The sequence below is a fragment of the Turicibacter sp. KK003 genome (genome assembly GCF_037014675.1).
GTDB lineage: Bacteria > Bacillota_I > Bacilli_A > MOL361 > Turicibacteraceae > Turicibacter > Turicibacter faecis.
The window spans coordinates 642,893-661,992 of record NZ_CP142738.1; the positions used below are offsets into that span (position 1 = coordinate 642,893).

A 19,100-nucleotide genomic window follows, 5' to 3' on the forward strand; every position below is an offset into this window, starting at 1 on the left:
TGTTTCGTTTAGTCGTTAAGGAGAGATAAGAATGAATATTAGAAAATTACATATTTTTTATAAAACAGCGACGTGCTTAAATATGAGCCAAGTGGCCAAAGAAATGTATATTAGTCAACCTTCGATTAGTCAATGCATATCAGAATTAGAGTCAGAAATGGGTATACGATTATTTGATCGAATAGGAAAAAAGCTCTATTTGACTAATGAGGGAAAGATTTTTTATGAATATACGAGACGGTTATTGAATATTTATGAGGAGGCGGTAGATGCAGTTCAATATTCGAAGACGCATCAAGGTAAAATAGTCATCGGGGCCAGTACAACGATAGGGGCCTATATTATGCCGTATGTGATTCACGAATTTAATAAGCGAGAAAAAGACATTAAAATATCGATGATTATTGATAATAAGCATCATATTGAGGAGCTACTTTTAACGAATAAGGTTGATCTCGCCTTTATTGAAGGGAGCATTGGTGCAAAAGAGATTATTTCGAAAGATATCTGGACGGATGAGCTTGTCTTCATTAGCTCAACTGAGCATAATTGGCGCGAAAAGGAGTATTTAGAGGTCGCAGATTTACAGGATAATGTCTTTATTATTCGAGAAAGTGGGAGTGGGACACGAGAGCGGTTTGAGGAATTTTTAGAAAGCCAAGGGATTACTGTCAATTCGACAATTGAATTAAGCCATTTAGAGGCAATCTTAAATTATGTTAAACTGAATATGGGTGTTAGTTGTGTACCTTATATGTCAGTGATTCGAGAGGAACGACTTCACTCGCTAAAAGTGTATAGGCTCAAAGGCCATGAACTTAATCGTTCGTTATTTTGTGCGATTCATCGAGATAAGTATATTTCGGTGCCGATTAAATGCTTCATGGATTTCTGCGAAGAATTTGATATGTTTAACTCTAAATCATGAGTCATTCAAGGCGATATGCCTTTGAAGAGGTGGAAAAATGATTTGTTTTCATAAAAAAAAGAGGTTCTATAATATTTAGTGTTGCTTATTAAGCAGCACTTTTTTCATAGGATAAAAAAAAAGAGACTTCAAGTCTCAATCCTGTTACAATGTTATCGACTAAAACAATATTGAAAGGATAAGATTTAATGTCTCACTCATATTTTACTAGAAAACTTTTAAATATTAAAGATAAAAATATTACATTTTCAGAAGATTATCTTGAGGAAGTGAAGTTGAACGGAATTACTAGCTTTATCTTTAAAGGTATTCTTACGTATCAACCGACTCATTGTCAAAAATGCGGAACCCTATTTGATTCAAAATTTAAGAAGCATGGATTTAAAACCTCTCGAATTGTCATTCCAAAAGTCTCTCTTCACGATACCTACTTAGACCTAAAAAAACAGCGTTATTATTGTGGGCATTGCCAGTCTACTTTTACACTAAGTACTTCAATTGTTGAAAAGAACTGTTACATTTCTTATCATACGAAACACGCCATTGCTTTAGAGGCCCAAAATAAAATTTCTGAATGTGATATCGCACGTCGCCATCAGGTCTCTCATTCAACCGTCAATCGAATCATCCATAGCTTTTATGAATCTCAAACCTTAAACCTTAATTATTTACCTGAAAATCTCTGTTTTGATGAATTTAAATCCGTTAAGTCTGCTGAGGGGCATATGTCTTTTATTTTTTGCGATGCTGACTCAAAACAAATCATCGATATCGTTGAAGATCGTCGTTTAAACTCCCTTCAAGCTTATTTTAAACGATACACAAAGGAAGCACGTCATCGAGTAAAAAATATTGTGATTGATATGTACGCTCCTTACATCAGCCTCATTAAGGATCTTTTTCCTCATGCCCAAATTATCATTGATAAATTTCATCTCGTTCAACATCTCTCTCGTGCACTGAACAAAACTCGAATCCGATTCATGAAAAAGTTCAAAAAGCATGGTCGTAAATTCAAACGTTATTGGCGCTTATTTTTAAAATCTCACGCTTTACTTAATACCACCACTTATCGATCAGTTTACTGCTTTAAACAACCCATGCGTGAAATTGATATCTTAAACTTTCTACTTGATTTATCTCCTGAATTAAAAGCAACCTATGATTTATATCAAGAGTTACTTTTCGCTCTTCAGACAAAAAACTTAAAACGATTTAATCATTTACTCGAAACGGAACATCCGCTTGTTTCTCCTGAGTTTCAAACGGCTTTCCAAACCTTTAAAACTTATCAATCCTATATTAAAAATACACTCTCAACTCATTACACAAATGGTCCCATCGAAGGAATTAATAATAAAATTAAGGTCATTAAGCGTATTGCCTTTGGATATCGTAGTTTCTATCACTTTAAATCTCGTATTCTCATGGTTCAAAATCTAACAAAGCCTAAAACGAAAATCCTAGCAGCATAGCTACTAGGATTTCGATTTGAATTTTCGTTGTAACAGGTTACAAATTAATCAGCAACACTATTTGACAAAGAACCGTTTATATTACGCGCTTACGAATGAATATTAGAAAATTATACATTTTTTATAAAACAGCAAGTTGTTTAAATATGAGCCAAGTCGCAAAAGAGATGTATGTGAGTCAACCATCGATTAGTCAATGTATTTCAGAAATTGAATCTGAAATTGGTACAAAATTATTCGACCGAATTGGTAGGAGGCTTTATTTAACTCATGAGGGGGAGATTTTTTATGAATATACGCGAAGAATGTTAAATATTTATGAAGAGGCGATTAATGTCGTTCAAACGTCAAATTCAAATAAAGGAAAACTAGTGATTGGTGCAAGTACTACCATTGGTACGTATATTATGCCATACATTATTCATAAGTTTAATAAGCAAGAAAAGGATATTCAAATATCAATGATTATCGACAATAAAGATCATATTGAAGATTTGTTATTACATAATAAGGTGGATTTAGCCTTTGTAGAGGGTTCGATTAATTCTAAAGAGATTATATCAAGGGATATATGGACAGATGAACTTGTTTTTGTGAGCTCTCTTGATCATGAATGGAATGGGAAGGAATTTTTAGAACTCGATGATTTAAAAAATAATACCTTCATTATTCGAGAAGGCGGGAGCGGCACAAGAGAACGATTTGAGAGTTTCTTGGAAAATAAAGAGATGGTCTTTGATTCGTATATAGAGTTAAGTAATATAGAGGCGATTTTAAATTATGTCAAGCTAAATATCGGGGTGAGTTGCGTGCCCTACATGTCTGTTTTACCAGAAGAAAAATCAAATTCTATTAATGTTTATCGCTTAAAGGATTGCCATATTACGCGATCATTATATAGTGCCATTCACAAAGATAAGTATATTTCGAGTCATATAAAGTGTTTTATGGATTTTTGTAATCAAATAGATATTCTTGATAATATAAGCAAGGAAGTTTAGATTATAACAAAAGCAAGATTGACTGTACACTAGAGGTACGCTGAATCTTGCTTTTTTGATGCATTTTAGAAGGCATAAATATTAATGATTATTAACCAAAAATTAACACACAATTTATATTTCTGCTGAGAGAATATGGTATATTTTTGGAGTATCAAGAAATATGGAGGGAAAATATGAAGAAAATAATTAGTGTTTTATTTGTATTAACTTAGTGTTTTATTTGTATTAACTATGTTAACAACAGTACATAGTCAAGCAGCATCATCACAGTATAACTTATCAGTAGGATTACAATCTAGTAAAACGACATCTGCAGTTACTAAAACTACTGCATATCGCGCCGTTGGTCTTTCTCAACTAAATTCTACTCAACGTGTTCAAATCGTACGAAATGGTTCTCAAAATGTGGGGGGACCTTATAAAGTAGTTTATGGTTCCACATACGTATTTAAAAATTTAAATATAAATGCAGGGGATCGTGTGTCGTTAAGGGTATTTAATGATGAGGCATATAATTGAACTTTATCAGGGAAATTTGAGGCAGATCACTCAGGGGATTAATCATAGTTTTAACGTATGAATTAATAATTCCACTTTCTGTTAGTTTGATTTTTAGAAAGGGTAGATAAGATGTATCAAAGGGTTAAGTCAAAAAAATGGATATATTCAACATTTGTCGTCATTACTTTCTATTTTTTAGTACTTTTTATTCATAAGTTAATCTTTATATTAGAGTGGCCTACCATGTCTATTTCTGAGTTAGTGGATAACCCATCTGTTACTGCCTTTTGGATAAGTGGGATAAGCGGACTCATTGAGATAACGGAACCAGTTGAAGAGATACTAAAAACATTAACGTTAAATATGGAATATTCATTATTTACTTCAGATTATATAGCCTATTTTAATATTGAATTTTTAATGAATCAGTTAGGTTATTTTATCGCGGTTATTCCAGTTTCATGGATTTTTTATGATGAGCAATCAAAAGGAATTCATTCTTTAAAATTAATTCGTCAATGTCCAAAACGCTACTTTAATCGGCAGTTGTTGCTCGTAATCTCTGTTCCAATTATTATTCAGTTAGTTGCAGGATTCATTGATTATAGTTTAACTTATTTTTTTCTTTACGAAGGCCGTGGGAATTTGCCAGAAGTTTTACTCGAGTTATCTCAGTATGTAAGTATTTCTGAGCTTCTTCAAGTCTCAAGTCCTTTTGTGTTTAGTGATTCACTTTTTTTAGAATGGTTAACCCCAACTAACTATCATTGTTATTATTGGTGCACGATTATAGGGTATGGATGTTTATTGAGTAGTTTTTCGTTAGTGACGTATTTATTTACGAGAGTGGTGCAATTTAAAAATTTATTTTTTGCGATGGGGATTCCGTTACTCATTAGTCATCTGATTGAATCATTTATCTCGCAATATATTCATTTAGCCATCCCGACTCATTTACTTAATTATACCTCTTTAATCCAATTAATAACAATGACGATTCTTTATCTCGTCATAAGTATAGGATTAGCTATTATGATTAGAAGGGGGAATTCATATGTCTAACATTATTTTAAAGAGACTACTTTTATTACTCAGTCTATTTTTCTCTATTATCTACCTGATCAATGGAACTAGTTACGTATTTCATTGGATAGATATAGGGGGTGTGTTCTATTCTTTAGTATCGACACAAATGATTTCCTATATTATTTTTGCAACACTCCTATTATTTAGTGTTTATATTAATCATTTTTCGATTCGACAACGCTATCAAAGTCTTGAATCATTTATTAAATGGGTGTTAAAATATCAGACATTAATTACGACGATGGTTATCTTATTAAATGAAATTTTTGCTTATCTTACGTTTATTTTAATCAATCAAGGGGATTTGTTATTTAGTTCAACGATAAATTTTGTATATAGCGTCTTATTTGTGATAAGTATGAATTGTCTATCTTTTTGCATTTATAGTTTTAGTTTGGATTTATCGACAACTTATTTACTCCTTATCCCTATTTATGGATTATCTTACTCTATTTCCATTGTAGCCTTTAATGAGCTCACAGAAGTGGGGAGTTTGTCTCGAATTTTATGCTTTTTAAGTGATTCTTCAAGTGTCGTTTCTAAAATGATACCTGGTATGATTCTTTTCATTACGTCATTAAGTGCGGTATTAGTAGGTCGATTTATTTTATCTCGGCAATTTATACGTTAGAAGGAGGAGTTTTTTTGCTAGCCATTCATGAGGGGCAAGTGGTAATTAGAAAAAGACAGTTACTTAAAGATATTAATGTTCATTTTGAGGAGGGAAAAGTATACAATTTAGTAGGGGCAAATGGTAGTGGGAAGACGATGTTACTTAAAACATTAGCAGGATTAGTTCGCTTAAGTCAGGGAAAGCTAGTCTATAATGGGAAAACATTAAAACGCGAATTTTTACCCAATTGCGGAATTATTATTGAGAAACATCAATTTATTGATCACCTAACAGGTCTCGAGAATATGAAGCTATTAGCAGATATAAAAAAGGTGGCTACTCTTGACGATATTAAGTATTATATGAGTTATTTTGGGCTTAATCCCGATGATAAACGTAAGGTGAAGGTGTATTCTTTAGGAATGCTTCAAAAATTATCACTCGTTCAAGCATTTATGGAAAATCCAGATGTTTTATTGCTAGATGAACCTACGAATGCATTAGATGAAGAATATATAAAAAAATTTCAAGAGCTTATTATCGAATTTAGAAAAGAGAAAAAAATAATTATTATTTCTACCCATGATAAATTTTTATTAGACCAGATTGCCGATGAGCAATTTCTGATGAGAGAAGGGAAGATAGAGCAAATTTCATTAGAAAGGAACGTAAGCAGGGAATTATAATACGTATCGAAAAAAAGCAAGATTGACTGTACACTAGAGGTACGCTGAATCTTGCTTTTTTGATACTTAATTATAAAAATAGGGATTCCTAAAGACCAGAATCCCTATCTTTAAGATTAATGAGATCCTCCATTACGAATCACATTAACGTCGCATGTAGCGTGTTTAACGATATCAAGTGAAACACTTCCAAGTAAAAATCGATCGAAACCAGATTTATTGCTTGCTCCACATACGATTAAATCGACTTCATAACCAGGGGCAATGACTTCGGCAATAGCAAGTCCAGGAGAAGAACTATAGGTTTGAACGATTTCAACGTCCTGAATGCCTTCTTTAATCGCATTTTCCTTATATTTATCTAGTACGTCTTCCATATAATCCGAGAAATCCTGTTTAAAGATATAAGTCGTTGCCAACATTCCGGTAGGGTCAATTGGAGTATAAATAATGGTATTCTTCTTAATGTGACAGATGGTTAATTTTGCATTGAATGCCCGTGCGGTTTCAACGGCTGATTTAAAAGCAAGTTTTGACTTTTCGCTATCGTCAACGGCGACTAAAACATTTCGGTACATATTAGATTCCTCCTCATGATCATTTGTTCTCACTTAATGATCAATCTCTCGTGAAAATTACCTTTATATGGGTATAGCTATTCCTATTATATGAAAATATTTGATATTTATGCTAGTCAAGCGTGCTTTCTTCTACTTGTGTAACAAATAGGGGGAGCATTGATTAACCAAAAGGGTCAAACTAGGTCAGATTCCATCTCTTTCTAATTTAAGAAAAGGGAATAAGAGAAGGGTCAACACGATTGTATTGACCCTCTTAGGATTATAGTTTAATGATTTTAACTTCCCCTGGTTGTAAGTGAAGACGTAAATTATGGTTATTGTCAAATTCATGAACTTCACGTTGCCATTCATGAGTTGAGAATAATAATGATCCTGTACACCATGTGTTTCCTGAATTTTTACGTAAATCTTCAATGTGTACTGTTACGTCAATTGGACGATACATATCTGTACTTGCTACAATAATGAAAGTGTTATTGTTGAAGTGACCACGTTTTCCTTCTTCAATGTATCCAAATCCAATGGCAGGATCACCTAAGTTATCAAATCCAAGTGGAACGAAGTTACTTAAGTTTCTAAACGTTGATAAATGGTTTTTACGAATTTGTGAAACAGCTTCTAATGTATCAGGTAATTCCCAACGCATATGATTTAAGTAGTGAATTGCAAATTTATCAAATAACGCTAATTTTCCGAAGTAACGATCGTTGTGCGGTAAAATATATTGTTCATAATCACGGCAATCAAGTCCTGTATTCATTGGCTGAATTTCATAAACCTCTTGCCCTGAGTTAATGAAAGGAACCCCGTTAGGCATAAACATATTCATCACTGTTAACATTTTTGATAGCGTGCGTCCACCTTCGCGAGCAGCTAAACGAGGAGTATCGTGTGTTTCCCCTCCAGCAAATACTGGACATGGTAAGTGTCGTGACTCATACATGAATTTGTGTGTGCGGTGTTCAAATGTACGAGGTTGTTGGTAGAATCCGTATCCGATGATCATGTTATATCCATTATCGCGTGATACTTTTGCATTTTCATCTTGTAATTCTTCAGCGATGAAGCAGAAGTCTGGATCGTTTGTACGCGCATTTTCAATAATGCGATGGATTAATTCAGATGGAAGGGCGTGTCCCATATCGATACGAGCCCCATCGATTCCATAATTTTGTTGATAGAATGGAATAATATTTGATAAAGTTGCCCATAATCCTTCGTTGATAATATTACCTTTATATAAATTTGATTTAATTGTATCGAATAAGATATAAGGAGGAAGATCTTGGCCACCTAAATATTTTTGGCTCTCAACTGGATGATCCATGTACATACGGAAGAAAGTAACATCTGTCCAAGGTGGTTGAACGTCGTTAATATGGTCTGAGAAGGCAGGTGCAACAGTTAAACCAAATTCGCGACTAACGATATCTAAAATAGAAGCTCCTGGTGTTTGACGGTATTCTTCAACGACACGTTCCCATTTTTGAGGATCGATGATGTTTGGTGCGTATGAGAATTTACGAATGTGATTCCATACAGATTGTGATGAATAGACTTGTGGTAAGTATTCAGGTTTTGGCGCAAGTGTATTACCAAGTCCAGGTACATGTGGTGGGTAATATTCATGGAACGTATCGGTATATACCCAGTAGAACCAATCTGGATGTTCTAAAATTAAGTCACTTTCAACCGAATTCGTTCTAGGAATGATGTCAATCATGACTTTCATATCTAAAATATGACATGCTTCAACGAATGCCTGGAATTCTTCTTCTACAGTTAAGTCTGAACCTGTCATATTATCTTTTAAACTTGGGTCGATTTCAAAGAAATTACAAACTCCGTAAGGAGATCCTAATTCACCTTTTTTATCTTTTAATGAAAATTTTGAAATAGGTAACATATAAACCGTATCCACACCCATTTTTTTAAGTAACGGAAGTAAGACTAATGATTTAACAAATGTTCCCGTTTCGTTTAAATCGTATAAGTTATGATTTTCTAAATCACCGCTGCGGTCATGATCCCATGACGTCGATGTACGTACCATCATTGAATAAACAACTGAATCTTTGATCCAGTCTCCCCCTAAATAGCCAGGTTTAGCCTCATATGCTTGATTGATTTGACTAATTGACTGATTATAATTCACGTTTTCCTTTGCTTTTGGTAAGATGTAAGACTCGATTACTTCACTGTAGAAGTTGTATGGATTGACGATAAGCTCTCCCCAACTCGTGCGCACCATTTCTTCCCCTTGATAGTTCCAAGCATTCCATAAATCTGGAACCACGTAATTATAAACGTCATTTTTTTGGTCATGCTTTCTTAATGTATGTAATAATTTTTGTAATTTACTCTCCCTCACTATTTATTCCTCCGTTTCCATAAATGCACATTTATTATATCATCTTTAAGGGGAAAAAAATAGAAAACTCGCATGAAAGAGGCGAGGTTGTAATCGGTTACTGATAGGGAGAGTAATATTTTTTGTTAAAATGAGGAATATTTTTATAAAATGTTGTTTGAATATTAAAGAGGTAGCCTAAACTATAGGAAGTAGCATGAAGAGGTGATAAGATGTTTTATCCGGCTCTAATGATGAATTTTTATCGATTCTATCAGCCTAAAACGAAAGCTTGCTTAATTTTTTATGAAAAGCAAGCGACTCAAATAACAGATCCTAAATTAAAAAAAGAAGCATTAGCCAGTCTCAAACAAAAGGCATTTCATTGTTATGGGGCATCTTTTTATGCCTCCTTAGTCCCACAAAGTAAACAGTCTGATTATTTATGTTTTATGACTGCCTATCAAAGTATTTGCGATTATCTTGATAATCTAGTGGATCAGACTCCTATTATAAACGAAACAAATTTTAGACGATTGCATCAATCGTTATTAGATGTTTTTAAATTGACGCCGCCAAGTCAACATTATTATCAGTATCAAACCCAACAACTCGATTCGGGGTATTTGAATTTACTCGTACGAATTTGTCAAAGATGTTTAAGAACGATTGATAATTATAAAAGATACCAACCTTATTTTTCACGTTTAGCACGACTTTACGTGGATTTACAAGTGTATAAACATTTAAAAGTGAGCGAACGTGAAGAGCGTCTGAAGCAATTAAAAGTTGAAAATGAAAAGTTAGCTGAAGGACTTACTTGGTTTGAATTTGGTGCGGCGTGTGGTTCAACGCTTGGAATTTTTACGATGGTTGCCTATGCGATGAATCAAGAAAAGTATCAGGTGACTCCAGACCGTATTTTTCAGTCCATGTTTCCCGGTGTTCAGCAACTACATATCATGTTAGATTATGTAATTGATTTACCAGAGGATTTAGCGGATGGCGAGCTAAACTTTTTTTCTTATTATAAGAATGACGATGAAGGAATCGATCAAATCCTTGAATTATATCGGCGAGTTCAACGCGAGGTGGAGCATTTACCGGAGAAAGTGTTTCACCAAACGATTAATGATGGATTGTTTGCTCTATATTTAGCAGAAGGGTTGAGGAAAAATCCAATGCTAAGAACATTCGAAAAAAAAATCATGAAAAATTTAGGGTTAAGGGCACGCTTTTTACTTCATCATACAAAGAAATTCGTCCGATCTTAAAAATAGGGGGAGAGGAGCTTTGTCGTCTCTCCCCCCCTGAAACTTGGGCAACGAGAAAACAGTCTCGCGATGAAATAATGTTTTAGTATAGTTACTTGTTTAAGTGGAGCTTTTCTAAAAAATGAAATTGGCAATCGAATGTTTTGGACGATTAGCGGTTTAGATAGGACATAAAAAGGCTCTAGATTCATTATTAATATATAAGGATAAAAAAAAGTTACCTTTCGGTAACCTTTTTTAATGGAGTTTTTCAATGGCAATAATAAACGGGGCCGTTTTTCGATTGGTGAATTGATAGGTGAGCACTTGATACATTTTTGAATCTAATTCATGAAGACGTGACTCCAGATGATTTCGTTCGATTTTTCCTTCTAGGTGCCCGTGGTAAATGACAAGGATGATAATCCCGTTTTTTTTGAGCAATGAGAGGAGATCAGTGACTGCTTTCCATGTCGTTTCCCCGTGGGTAGTGATGGCTTGGTCACTTCCAGGAAGATAACCTAAATTAAAGATTGCAGCACTCACTGGTTGGGTCACATAATTAGACAGGTTTTCATGTCCATCATGAATGAGACTCACTTGAGTGAGGTTGGCAGCCTCTAATTTATGTTGTGTATTGATAATCGCCTCTTTTTGAACATCAAAACTGTAAACATGACCTGTTTCCCCTACAAGTTCCGCTAGGAATAAGGTGTCGTGTCCATTTCCTGCTGTTCCATCAATCGCAACATCACCGGGAGATAGAGCCCGTTCGAGTAAGTGTTTTGAGAAGGGAAGGATACGTTCTAGTGTCTGAGCCATGTTACTTTTCCTCCTTTTTGTAAAGGCGACCTTGGTAAGTATTTCTTTCCTTTAATCGATCGTCGATGGCGTTTAACACTTCCCATTTTTTGAGGCTCCACATCGGACCAATGAGTTCCTCACGAACGGCGTCACCTGTTAGTCGGTGGATAACCATATGAGGAGGAAGAATTTCGAGTTGATCAACGACTAAGTCTACATATTCGTCTTTTTCCATGAGTTTTAGTTTGCCTTTTGTTAGCATTTTGTGCATCGGTGTTCCGTCGATGACATGAAGAAGGTGTATTTTAACCCCTTGTACATCGAGTTGGGCAACTGCTTTGGCAGTTTCGAGCATCATGTCATGTGTTTCATTTGGTAAGCCATTAATGATATGGATGATGACATCAATATTTTTTGCTCGTAGTTTTTGAACTCCTTCAACTAGTGTTTGGTAGTCATGTCCGCGATTAATGAGTTTTCCTGTTTGGTCGTGCATCGTTTGAAGCCCAAGTTCTACCCATAGGTCAACTTTTTTATTCAGCTCTCCTAAATATTCAACGACATCATCTGGCAGGCAGTCTGGACGGGTTCCGATGGAAAGGGCGACGATGTTATCATCGCATTCTAATACAGCTTCATATTTTTTTCGTAAAACTTCAAGCGGGGCATGAGTATTCGTAAAGGCTTGAAAATAGGCGATATATCCCGCTTCGGGCCATTTTTGATGCATCATTTCTTTTACTTGGTTAAATTGAGTTTTTAAATTGTCTTCCGGATTTCCGGCAAAGTCTCCACTTCCTTTTGTACTACAGAATGTGCATCCTCCATATTTAACTGTTCCATCAATGTTTGGGCATGTAAATCCTGCATTGATCATGACTTTAAATATTTTTTGATGGTATTTTTCACGTAAATGATAATTTAAGGTGTGGTATCGTTTATCAGAGTAACTATATGGAAAGGGATTATTCATCGTTTTTTCCTCCTTTAAATGCTTCGTTTATTTAGTATCTTGTTGATGATATCAAAGATAACAGGTATGCTGAACGATTCAAGCTCTCCGGATCAAGGCGGTCAGTCATTCGTTCTTGAACCGCTTGAATCTCATAAGCGCCGCTTGTTTGAAGCGGGATCTGTTCTCTAGGATTTTGGGTACTTTTCTTTGTAGTTTGGCGTTCTTTCTAATTTTTTAAGCGATTGAAAACTTATTTAGACGTCTATATTTTATCATAGAAAGGGAGGGGCAGGCACGTGATATTGTCTAAGGACGTTTTTTCCAACGGTTTTTTGTAAAAAATCTTGTTTTTTGGGTAATGTTTGATATAATTTTTTCTATAATAACCTTATAGATAGATAGAAACGATGAAAAGGATTAGTAGTAAGACGAGGCTATTAAAGAGAGCGAATGGTTGGTGGAAATTCGTATAGAGTCCCTTATGAACTCACCTTGGAGTTGCAGTTGTGAAAAGAAGTAAGAGCTGCCGCCTGTTTGGCGTTAAAACAATGAAGGGGTAAAAGCTTTTTAAGGTTAGCTTTTGCAACTAAGGTGGTACCGCGTCGATGACGTCCTTAGCTCGTTTTAAGGTACTTTTTTTTATGCTTAAAAAGGGTAACTCGCTTCATCGCTTTGTGTGTAAAAGGACTGCCGATTAAAAAGTGACAGGAATACCCTTAAATGGGTATATAGGAGGTAATGTTATGGCATTCGATCATCAACAGATTGAAAAAAAGTGGCAAAAATATTGGTTAGAAAATAAGACGTTTAAGACATCTGATGATTCTTCAAAACCAAAATATTATGCATTAGATATGTTCCCATACCCATCAGGAGCTGGACTTCATGTCGGGCATCCAGAAGGTTATACGGCAACAGATATTGTTTCACGTATGAAACGTATGCAAGGATATCGTGTCTTACACCCAATGGGATGGGATGCGTTTGGATTACCGGCTGAACAATATGCATTAAATACAGGAAATGACCCACGTGAATTTACGGATATTAATATTAATACGTTCCGTCAACAAATTCAATCGTTAGGATTCTCTTACGATTGGGATAAAGAGTTAAATACGACGGATCCAAAATATTATAAATGGACACAATGGATTTTCACACAACTTTACAACATGGGACTTGCTGAAATTAAGGACATTGAAGTAAACTGGTGTGAAGGATTAGGAACAGTTCTTGCCAATGAGGAAGTTTTAAACGTGAATGGAAAAATGGTTTCAGAGCGTGGAGAACATCCTGTTATTAAAAAACCGATGAAGCAATGGGTGCTTAAAATTACTCACTATGCTGAACGTTTATTAGAAGATTTAGAAGGTCTAGATTGGACGGAAAGCATTAAAGATATGCAACGTAACTGGATTGGAAAAAGTGAAGGGGCATTAATTAATTTCAAGGTAGATGGAACGGATGCTTCATTTGATGTTTTTACAACACGTCCAGATACTGTTTTTGGAATCACTTATGTCGTTTTAGCGCCAGAACATCCACTTGTAAGTGAAATTACAACCCCAGAATATCAAGAAGCTGTTCATGCTTATCAAGAATCATCGAAGGCGAAATCAGATCTTGAACGTACGGAATTAAATAAAGAGAAATCAGGAGTTCCAACGGGTGCCTATGCGATTCATCCAATAACAGGTGAAAAAGTTCCTGTTTGGATTGGAGACTATGTCCTTGCAAGCTATGGAACAGGTGCGGTAATGGCAGTTCCTGCACATGATGAGCGCGACTATGAATTCGCAAACAAATATGATTTACCAATCAAGCAAGTTATTGAAGGAGACTTATCAGAAGGTGCTTTCACAGGTGATGGAGCTCACATTGAATCTGACTTTATTAATGGGATGAATAATACTGAGGCGAAGACGGCCGTGATTGATTGGTTAGAAGCTCACGACTGTGGATCACGCAAAGTTAACTACAAATTACGTGATTGGTTATTCTCACGTCAACGTTATTGGGGAGAGCCATTCCCAGTTATTTTATGGGAAGACGGAACAATGTCTGTACTCGAGGCGGACCAATTACCACTTGAATTACCAGTAATGGATAATATTAAGCCATCTGGAACAGGGGAATCACCACTTGCTAATGCAACAGAATGGTTAGAAGTTGTTCGTGAAGATGGAGTTAAAGGGCGTCGTGAAACAAATACGATGCCACAATGGGCCGGAAGTTGCTGGTACTACATTGGATATATTTTAAAACAAGGTAACGATTATGTTGGATTAAATACAGAAGAAGCAAAACAATTATTAAAAGAGTGGTTACCAGTTGACCTTTATATCGGTGGGGCAGAACATGCGGTATTACACTTATTATACGCTCGCTTCTGGCACAAAGTTTTATTTGATTTAGGAATCGTTGAGACGAAAGAACCATTCCAACGTTTATTTAACCAAGGAATGATCTTAGGGGAAAACAACGAGAAAATGTCTAAATCAAAAGGAAACGTTGTAAATCCAGACGATATCGTTGAATCACATGGCGCAGACACACTGCGTTTATATGAGATGTTTATGGGACCTCTTGATGCAGCAATCGCTTGGTCAACAGAGGGTCTTGATGGAAGCCGTCGTTTCTTAGATCGCGTATGGCGTTTATTTGTCACACCAGAGCACACATTAACAGAAAAAATCACGGTTGATAACGATGGAAAATTAGATAAAGTTTACCATGAAACGGTTAAAAAAGTGACAGAAGACTATGAAAAATTAAGCTTTAACACGGCGATTGCACAAATGATGATTTTTGTGAATGAGGCGTATAAAGCAACAAGTATTCCACGTGAGTATGTAGAAGGATTTGTTAAATTATTAAATCCAATTGCTCCTCATATGACGGAGGAAATTTGGTCTGTTCTTGGTCATGAAAATACAGTGACTTACGAAGCATGGCCAACTTATGATGAAGCGAAGTTAGTATCTGATACAATCACAATTATCGCTCAAGTTAATGGTAAATTACGTGCACGTATCGATGTTGCGGCGAATATTTCAAAAGAAGAAATGTTAGAATTAGCAATGGCTCATGAAAATGTTCAAAATTTCGTAGCGGGTAAAGAAATTGTTAAAACAATTGCTGTTCCTAAAAAATTAGTGAATATTGTTGTAAAATAAGAAGAAAAGCTCATGGATTTTATCCATGAGCTTTTTTTTACTTCTGCGTTAAGATATATTCGTGAATATAGTGGGCAACTCCACTCTCTTTATTAGATTTTGTGGTCGCATTTGCGACTTCTTTTAGCTTATCAATCGCATTATCCATCGCGACACCTGTTCCAGCATACGTCAGCATCTCAATGTCATTATCACCATCTCCAAAAGCAATAATATCTTTTTGTTCGATGTTGAAATGTTTTGCTAGTTGCTCAATCGCTGTTGCTTTGTTCGTATCTGATTTAAATACTTCAATAATGTTGGCATTATCGCCATCCCAGTTTCGGCAGGTTACGATGTCACCGTAGTTTTCACGAAGGAAAGACATGACCTTCTCGGTACATCCTTCTTTAGCTTCTAATATAAATCCATTTGGATGTTCGTCTAATGTTTCTTTAAATGGACCATATTTAACAGATGTGCATGATTCGATATGGAACCAATCGCGAACACTATCCCCTTGATTTAACACATAGAGATGATCTTTGTATTCGCAGTAGGCATTAACGATAAGATCTTTCAGTTCTGAGTCAAAGAGCGTGATGATGACTTCTGTTGGAATTTGGGCAACGATGTCGGAAAAGTTCTCATTTTCTGGATGATGTATATATGCCCCATTAAAGTTAATAATAGGGGTATCAAGTCCTAATTCTTTATAGAAGTGGACTGACGCACGTGCTGGGCGTCCTGTTGCAATGACGACAATATGTCCCTCTTCTTTAGCTTTCATTAAAGCTTCTTTGGTTTTTGGGTCGAGTGTTTCCCAGTTCTGCAAAGCTGTACCATCTAAGTCTGTGACAATTAATTTTCTAGTTTCCATTGAAACACCTCCATTTAATTATCATATCATAGTTGGTTATGAAGTTAAATAAAGTTATTGAGAGGCTATTAAATCTATTAGTTATGGAGATAATTGTTAGTTTATAAATAAAAACGCTATTATTAAAAATTATTAGCACTCTCATTGACTGAGTGCTAAAACAGGCGTATAATAAAAGTATCATCAGAAATGATGAAGGATTGGAGTGATGATTATGAATATTAATAAAATGACTGAAAAGTTGCAACAGGGGTTAGTTGGTGCACAGTCTCTTGCGTCTTCGTTACATCACCAAGAGATTGATACCCCGCATTTGTTAACGACTTTATTACAAGATCATGACGGATTAGCTGCTCGTGTTTTTACAAAGGCAGGTTATCCTTTAAATAATATATTAGATTCATTGAAGCAAATGTTAGATAAAAAGCCCTCTGTGACAGGTGCCACAGGAGATCCTTACGTATCGGCTGATTTAAATCGAGCGTTATTAAAAGCTGATGATTATGCGCGCGCATGGAAAGATGATTATTTATCGATTGAACATGTGTTGCTCGCGATGCTCGAATCGAAAGATTATCAGATGAAGCAATTAATTAAAGAATATGGAATTAAGGAAAAAGAACTAAAAGAAATTATTTCACAGATTAGGGGGAATTCAAGAGTGATGACACAAAATCCAGAAGCAACTTATGAAGTGTTAGAAAAATATGGACGTGACCTTGTTGAGGATGTTAAGTCAGGTAAAATTGATCCTGTCATCGGGCGTGATGAGGAAATTCGTCGTGCTATTCGAATTTTATCGAGAAAGACTAAAAATAATCCTGTTTTAATCGGTGAACCTGGGGTCGGTAAAACGGCTATCGTTGAGGGATTAGCTTGGCGTATTGTGAGACAGGATGTTCCTGAAAGTTTAAAAGATAAAGTGATTTTTGAGTTAGATTTAGCAGCACTTGTTGCAGGTGCTAAATACCGTGGGGAATTTGAAGAGCGTTTAAAAGCAGTATTAAATGAGGTTAAAAATAGTGATGGACGCATTATTCTATTTATTGATGAGATTCATACGATTGTTGGGGCAGGTCGTACAGATGGTGCAATGGATGCCGGGAATTTGTTAAAACCTTTACTAGCTCGTGGTGAGTTGCATTGTATTGGGGCAACGACGCTAAAAGAATATCGTGAATATATTGAAAAAGACCCTGCGCTTGAACGTCGTTTCCAAAAAGTACAAGTCAATGAACCGACCGTTGAAGACACTGTGTCTATCTTACGTGGATTAAAAGATCGCTTCGAGGTCCACCACCGCGTTAGTATTTCTGACCGAGCTATTGTCGCTGCAGCAACATTATCGGATCGTTATATTACCGATCGTTTCTTACCAGATAAGGCGATTGATTTAATTGATGAGGCATGTGCAACAATTCGTACAGAAATTGACTCATTACCAGAAGAAGTCGATCGTATTAGCCGTCGTGTGACACAACTTGAAATTGAAGAAGCGGCGTTGAAAAAAGAAAAAGATGAGAATAGTAAACAACGTCTTGAAACTTTACAAAAAGAGTTAGCAAATTTAAAAGATGAATTAAAAGTGTTAAAATTACAGTGGGAAAAAGAAAAACAAGCCATCCATGGAGTTGCGGATCTTAAAAAAGAACTCGAAGGAGCACGCCGTGCGTTAGAGGATGCCCAAGCTCGTGGGGAATATGAAAAGGCAGCTGAATTGCAATATGGTAAAATTCCAAGTTTAGAGAAACAGATTGCTGAAGTGGAAACGATGCAACACGACGAGTCTGGAAAAGAAGGACGCTTATTGCGTGAAAATGTAACGGAAGAAGAGATTGCCGAAATTATTTCCCGTTGGACAGGAATTCCAATAGCTAAGCTTGTTCAAGGGGAACGTGAAAAGCTATTAAACTTAAAAGATGAATTAAAACGCCGAGTGATGGGACAAGACGATGCGATTGATTTAGTTGGTGATGCTATTATTCGTGCTCGTGCAGGAATTAAGGATCCACATCGTCCAATTGGTTCGTTCCTATTCTTAGGGCCTACAGGGGTTGGTAAAACTGAAATTGCGAAAGCATTAGCTGAATTTTTATTTGATAGTGAGGAACATATTGTTCGAATTGACATGAGTGAGTATATGGAAAAACATGCAGTTTCACGTTTAGTCGGAGCGCCTCCAGGTTATGTAGGTTATGAAGAAGGTGGACAATTAACGGAAGCTATTCGCCGTAAACCCTACTCAATTGTCTTACTTGATGAAATTGAAAAAGCTCATCCAGATGTCTTTAATATTTTATTACAAATCCTTGATGATGGACGTATCACAGATTCTCAAGGTCGTACGGTGGACTTTAAAAATACAATTATTATTATGACATCAAATATCGGGTCACATATTTTGCTTGAAAACCCTGATTTTGAACAAGCGCAAGAGCAAGTGCTCGAAGTTTTACGCGATTACTTTAAACCAGAGTTATTAAATCGTATTGATGAAATTATTACATTTAATCCATTATCAGAGTCAATTATTTACCAAATCGTTGATAAGTTTATTGCAGGATTAAATCATCGCTTAGAAGAACAACGAATCACAGTTCGATTAACAGATGCTGCTCATGCCTATGTCGCTGAAGCCGGATTTGATTCAGTTTACGGAGCACGTCCATTGAAACGATTTATCCAACGTACGATTGAAACAAAACTAGCTCGTGCCTTAATTGCGGGCGATATTGAGATGGATACAACGGTGATTGTTGATGCCGTTGATGGAAATATCGAGTTGTCTTATGAAAAAAATTAAATAAAAAAAAAAACTAATCTGTA

The 19,100-nt window shown here is 35.7% G+C and carries 14 protein-coding genes and 1 other annotated feature; of the genes, 9 read left to right on the forward strand and 5 right to left on the reverse strand.

Annotation, left to right across the window (positions count from 1 at the left end):
- Nucleotides 1-31 precede the first annotated feature (31 nt).
- The 6 genes from VXM77_RS03040 to VXM77_RS03065 all read left to right on the forward strand — a co-directional run bounded on the left by VXM77_RS03040 (nt 32) and on the right by VXM77_RS03065 (nt 6,293).
- Nucleotides 32-928, forward strand: a complete 897-nt coding sequence (locus VXM77_RS03040; RefSeq protein WP_161832808.1) for a LysR family transcriptional regulator — start codon at nt 32-34, stop codon at nt 926-928.
- Nucleotides 929-1,116: 188 nt separating this feature from the next.
- Nucleotides 1,117-2,403 (forward strand): ISL3 family transposase, encoded by a 1,287-nt coding sequence (locus VXM77_RS03045; protein ID WP_289461271.1) that lies wholly within the window; start codon nt 1,117-1,119, stop codon nt 2,401-2,403.
- Between the two features lie 95 nt (nt 2,404-2,498).
- The gene (locus VXM77_RS03050) at nt 2,499-3,404 is read left to right on the forward strand and encodes a LysR family transcriptional regulator (RefSeq protein WP_338507047.1); all 906 of its coding nucleotides are present in this window, start codon (nt 2,499-2,501) and stop codon (nt 3,402-3,404) included.
- A gap of 633 nt (nt 3,405-4,037) precedes the next feature.
- Nucleotides 4,038-4,970 carry a hypothetical protein gene (locus tag VXM77_RS03055; protein ID WP_338507050.1) on the forward strand — a complete coding sequence of 311 codons (933 nt, stop codon included), beginning with the start codon at nt 4,038-4,040 and terminating at the stop codon, nt 4,968-4,970.
- Nucleotides 4,963-5,625, forward strand: coding sequence for a hypothetical protein (locus VXM77_RS03060; protein ID WP_338507053.1), 663 nt, complete (start codon nt 4,963-4,965; stop codon nt 5,623-5,625). Before VXM77_RS03055 ends, VXM77_RS03060 begins: the two co-directional genes overlap by 8 nt.
- 14 nt (nt 5,626-5,639) lie before the next feature.
- Nucleotides 5,640-6,293 (forward strand): ABC transporter ATP-binding protein, encoded by a 654-nt coding sequence (locus VXM77_RS03065; RefSeq protein WP_338507055.1) that lies wholly within the window; start codon nt 5,640-5,642, stop codon nt 6,291-6,293.
- Between the two features lie 116 nt (nt 6,294-6,409).
- Here the strand turns inward: VXM77_RS03065 and VXM77_RS03070 are convergent, their stop codons facing one another.
- Both VXM77_RS03070 and VXM77_RS03075 read right to left on the reverse strand, forming a co-directional pair.
- Nucleotides 6,410-6,871 (reverse strand): universal stress protein, encoded by a 462-nt coding sequence (locus VXM77_RS03070; RefSeq protein ID WP_320100849.1) that lies wholly within the window; start codon nt 6,869-6,871, stop codon nt 6,410-6,412.
- Nucleotides 6,872-7,133: 262 nt separating this feature from the next.
- Nucleotides 7,134-9,245 carry an alpha-amylase family glycosyl hydrolase gene (locus tag VXM77_RS03075; protein ID WP_262950290.1) on the reverse strand — a complete coding sequence of 704 codons (2,112 nt, stop codon included), beginning with the start codon at nt 9,243-9,245 and terminating at the stop codon, nt 7,134-7,136.
- A 212-nt stretch (nt 9,246-9,457) separates the two neighbouring features.
- Here VXM77_RS03075 and VXM77_RS03080 point away from each other — a divergent pair, with 212 nt between their 5' ends.
- Entirely contained in the window at nt 9,458-10,498 is a 1,041-nt protein-coding gene (locus tag VXM77_RS03080) for a DUF2600 family protein (RefSeq protein WP_161832172.1), read from the forward strand.
- A gap of 237 nt (nt 10,499-10,735) precedes the next feature.
- Here the strand turns inward: VXM77_RS03080 and VXM77_RS03085 are convergent, their stop codons facing one another.
- Nucleotides 10,736-11,299: a class I SAM-dependent methyltransferase gene (locus VXM77_RS03085; protein WP_161832171.1), complete on the reverse strand. Its 564-nt coding sequence runs from the start codon at nt 11,297-11,299 to the stop codon at nt 10,736-10,738.
- A gap of 1 nt (nt 11,300) precedes the next feature.
- Nucleotides 11,301-12,254 carry a TIGR01212 family radical SAM protein gene (locus VXM77_RS03090; RefSeq protein ID WP_161832170.1) on the reverse strand — a complete coding sequence of 318 codons (954 nt, stop codon included), beginning with the start codon at nt 12,252-12,254 and terminating at the stop codon, nt 11,301-11,303.
- Nucleotides 12,255-12,634: 380 nt separating this feature from the next.
- Nucleotides 12,635-12,855: a binding site (T-box leader), on the forward strand.
- 124 nt (nt 12,856-12,979) lie between these two features.
- On the opposite strand from VXM77_RS03090, the gene leuS reads away from it, so the two are divergent.
- Nucleotides 12,980-15,415, forward strand: a complete 2,436-nt coding sequence (gene leuS, locus VXM77_RS03095; protein WP_262950287.1) for a leucine--tRNA ligase — start codon at nt 12,980-12,982, stop codon at nt 15,413-15,415.
- A 37-nt stretch (nt 15,416-15,452) separates the two neighbouring features.
- On the opposite strand, the gene VXM77_RS03100 is transcribed toward leuS, so the two are convergent.
- On the reverse strand, nt 15,453-16,274 hold the full coding sequence (locus VXM77_RS03100) for a Cof-type HAD-IIB family hydrolase (RefSeq protein WP_161832168.1): 822 nt from the start codon (nt 16,272-16,274) through the stop codon (nt 15,453-15,455).
- Between the two features lie 214 nt (nt 16,275-16,488).
- On the opposite strand from VXM77_RS03100, the gene clpB reads away from it, so the two are divergent.
- Nucleotides 16,489-19,077, forward strand: coding sequence for an ATP-dependent chaperone ClpB (gene clpB / locus VXM77_RS03105; RefSeq protein ID WP_161832167.1), 2,589 nt, complete (start codon nt 16,489-16,491; stop codon nt 19,075-19,077).
- Nucleotides 19,078-19,100 lie beyond the last annotated feature (23 nt).

What these genes read in the sequence shown, in the direction of transcription:
- VXM77_RS03055 (WP_338507050.1), top strand. Translation starts at nt 4,038, where the DNA reads ATGTATCAAAGGGTTAAGTCAAAAAAATGGATATATTCAACATTTGTC.
- VXM77_RS03045 (WP_289461271.1), top strand. Translation starts at nt 1,117, where the DNA reads ATGTCTCACTCATATTTTACTAGAAAACTTTTAAATATTAAAGATAAA.
- VXM77_RS03085 (WP_161832171.1), bottom strand. Translation starts at nt 11,299, where the DNA reads ATGGCTCAGACACTAGAACGTATCCTTCCCTTCTCAAAACACTTACTC.
- VXM77_RS03040 (WP_161832808.1), top strand. Translation starts at nt 32, where the DNA reads ATGAATATTAGAAAATTACATATTTTTTATAAAACAGCGACGTGCTTA.
- VXM77_RS03080 (WP_161832172.1), top strand. Translation starts at nt 9,458, where the DNA reads ATGTTTTATCCGGCTCTAATGATGAATTTTTATCGATTCTATCAGCCT.
- leuS (WP_262950287.1), top strand. Translation starts at nt 12,980, where the DNA reads ATGGCATTCGATCATCAACAGATTGAAAAAAAGTGGCAAAAATATTGG.
- VXM77_RS03060 (WP_338507053.1), top strand. Translation starts at nt 4,963, where the DNA reads ATGTCTAACATTATTTTAAAGAGACTACTTTTATTACTCAGTCTATTT.
- clpB (WP_161832167.1), top strand. Translation starts at nt 16,489, where the DNA reads ATGAATATTAATAAAATGACTGAAAAGTTGCAACAGGGGTTAGTTGGT.
- VXM77_RS03070 (WP_320100849.1), bottom strand. Translation starts at nt 6,871, where the DNA reads ATGTACCGAAATGTTTTAGTCGCCGTTGACGATAGCGAAAAGTCAAAA.
- VXM77_RS03090 (WP_161832170.1), bottom strand. Translation starts at nt 12,254, where the DNA reads ATGAATAATCCCTTTCCATATAGTTACTCTGATAAACGATACCACACC.
- VXM77_RS03050 (WP_338507047.1), top strand. Translation starts at nt 2,499, where the DNA reads ATGAATATTAGAAAATTATACATTTTTTATAAAACAGCAAGTTGTTTA.
- VXM77_RS03100 (WP_161832168.1), bottom strand. Translation starts at nt 16,274, where the DNA reads ATGGAAACTAGAAAATTAATTGTCACAGACTTAGATGGTACAGCTTTG.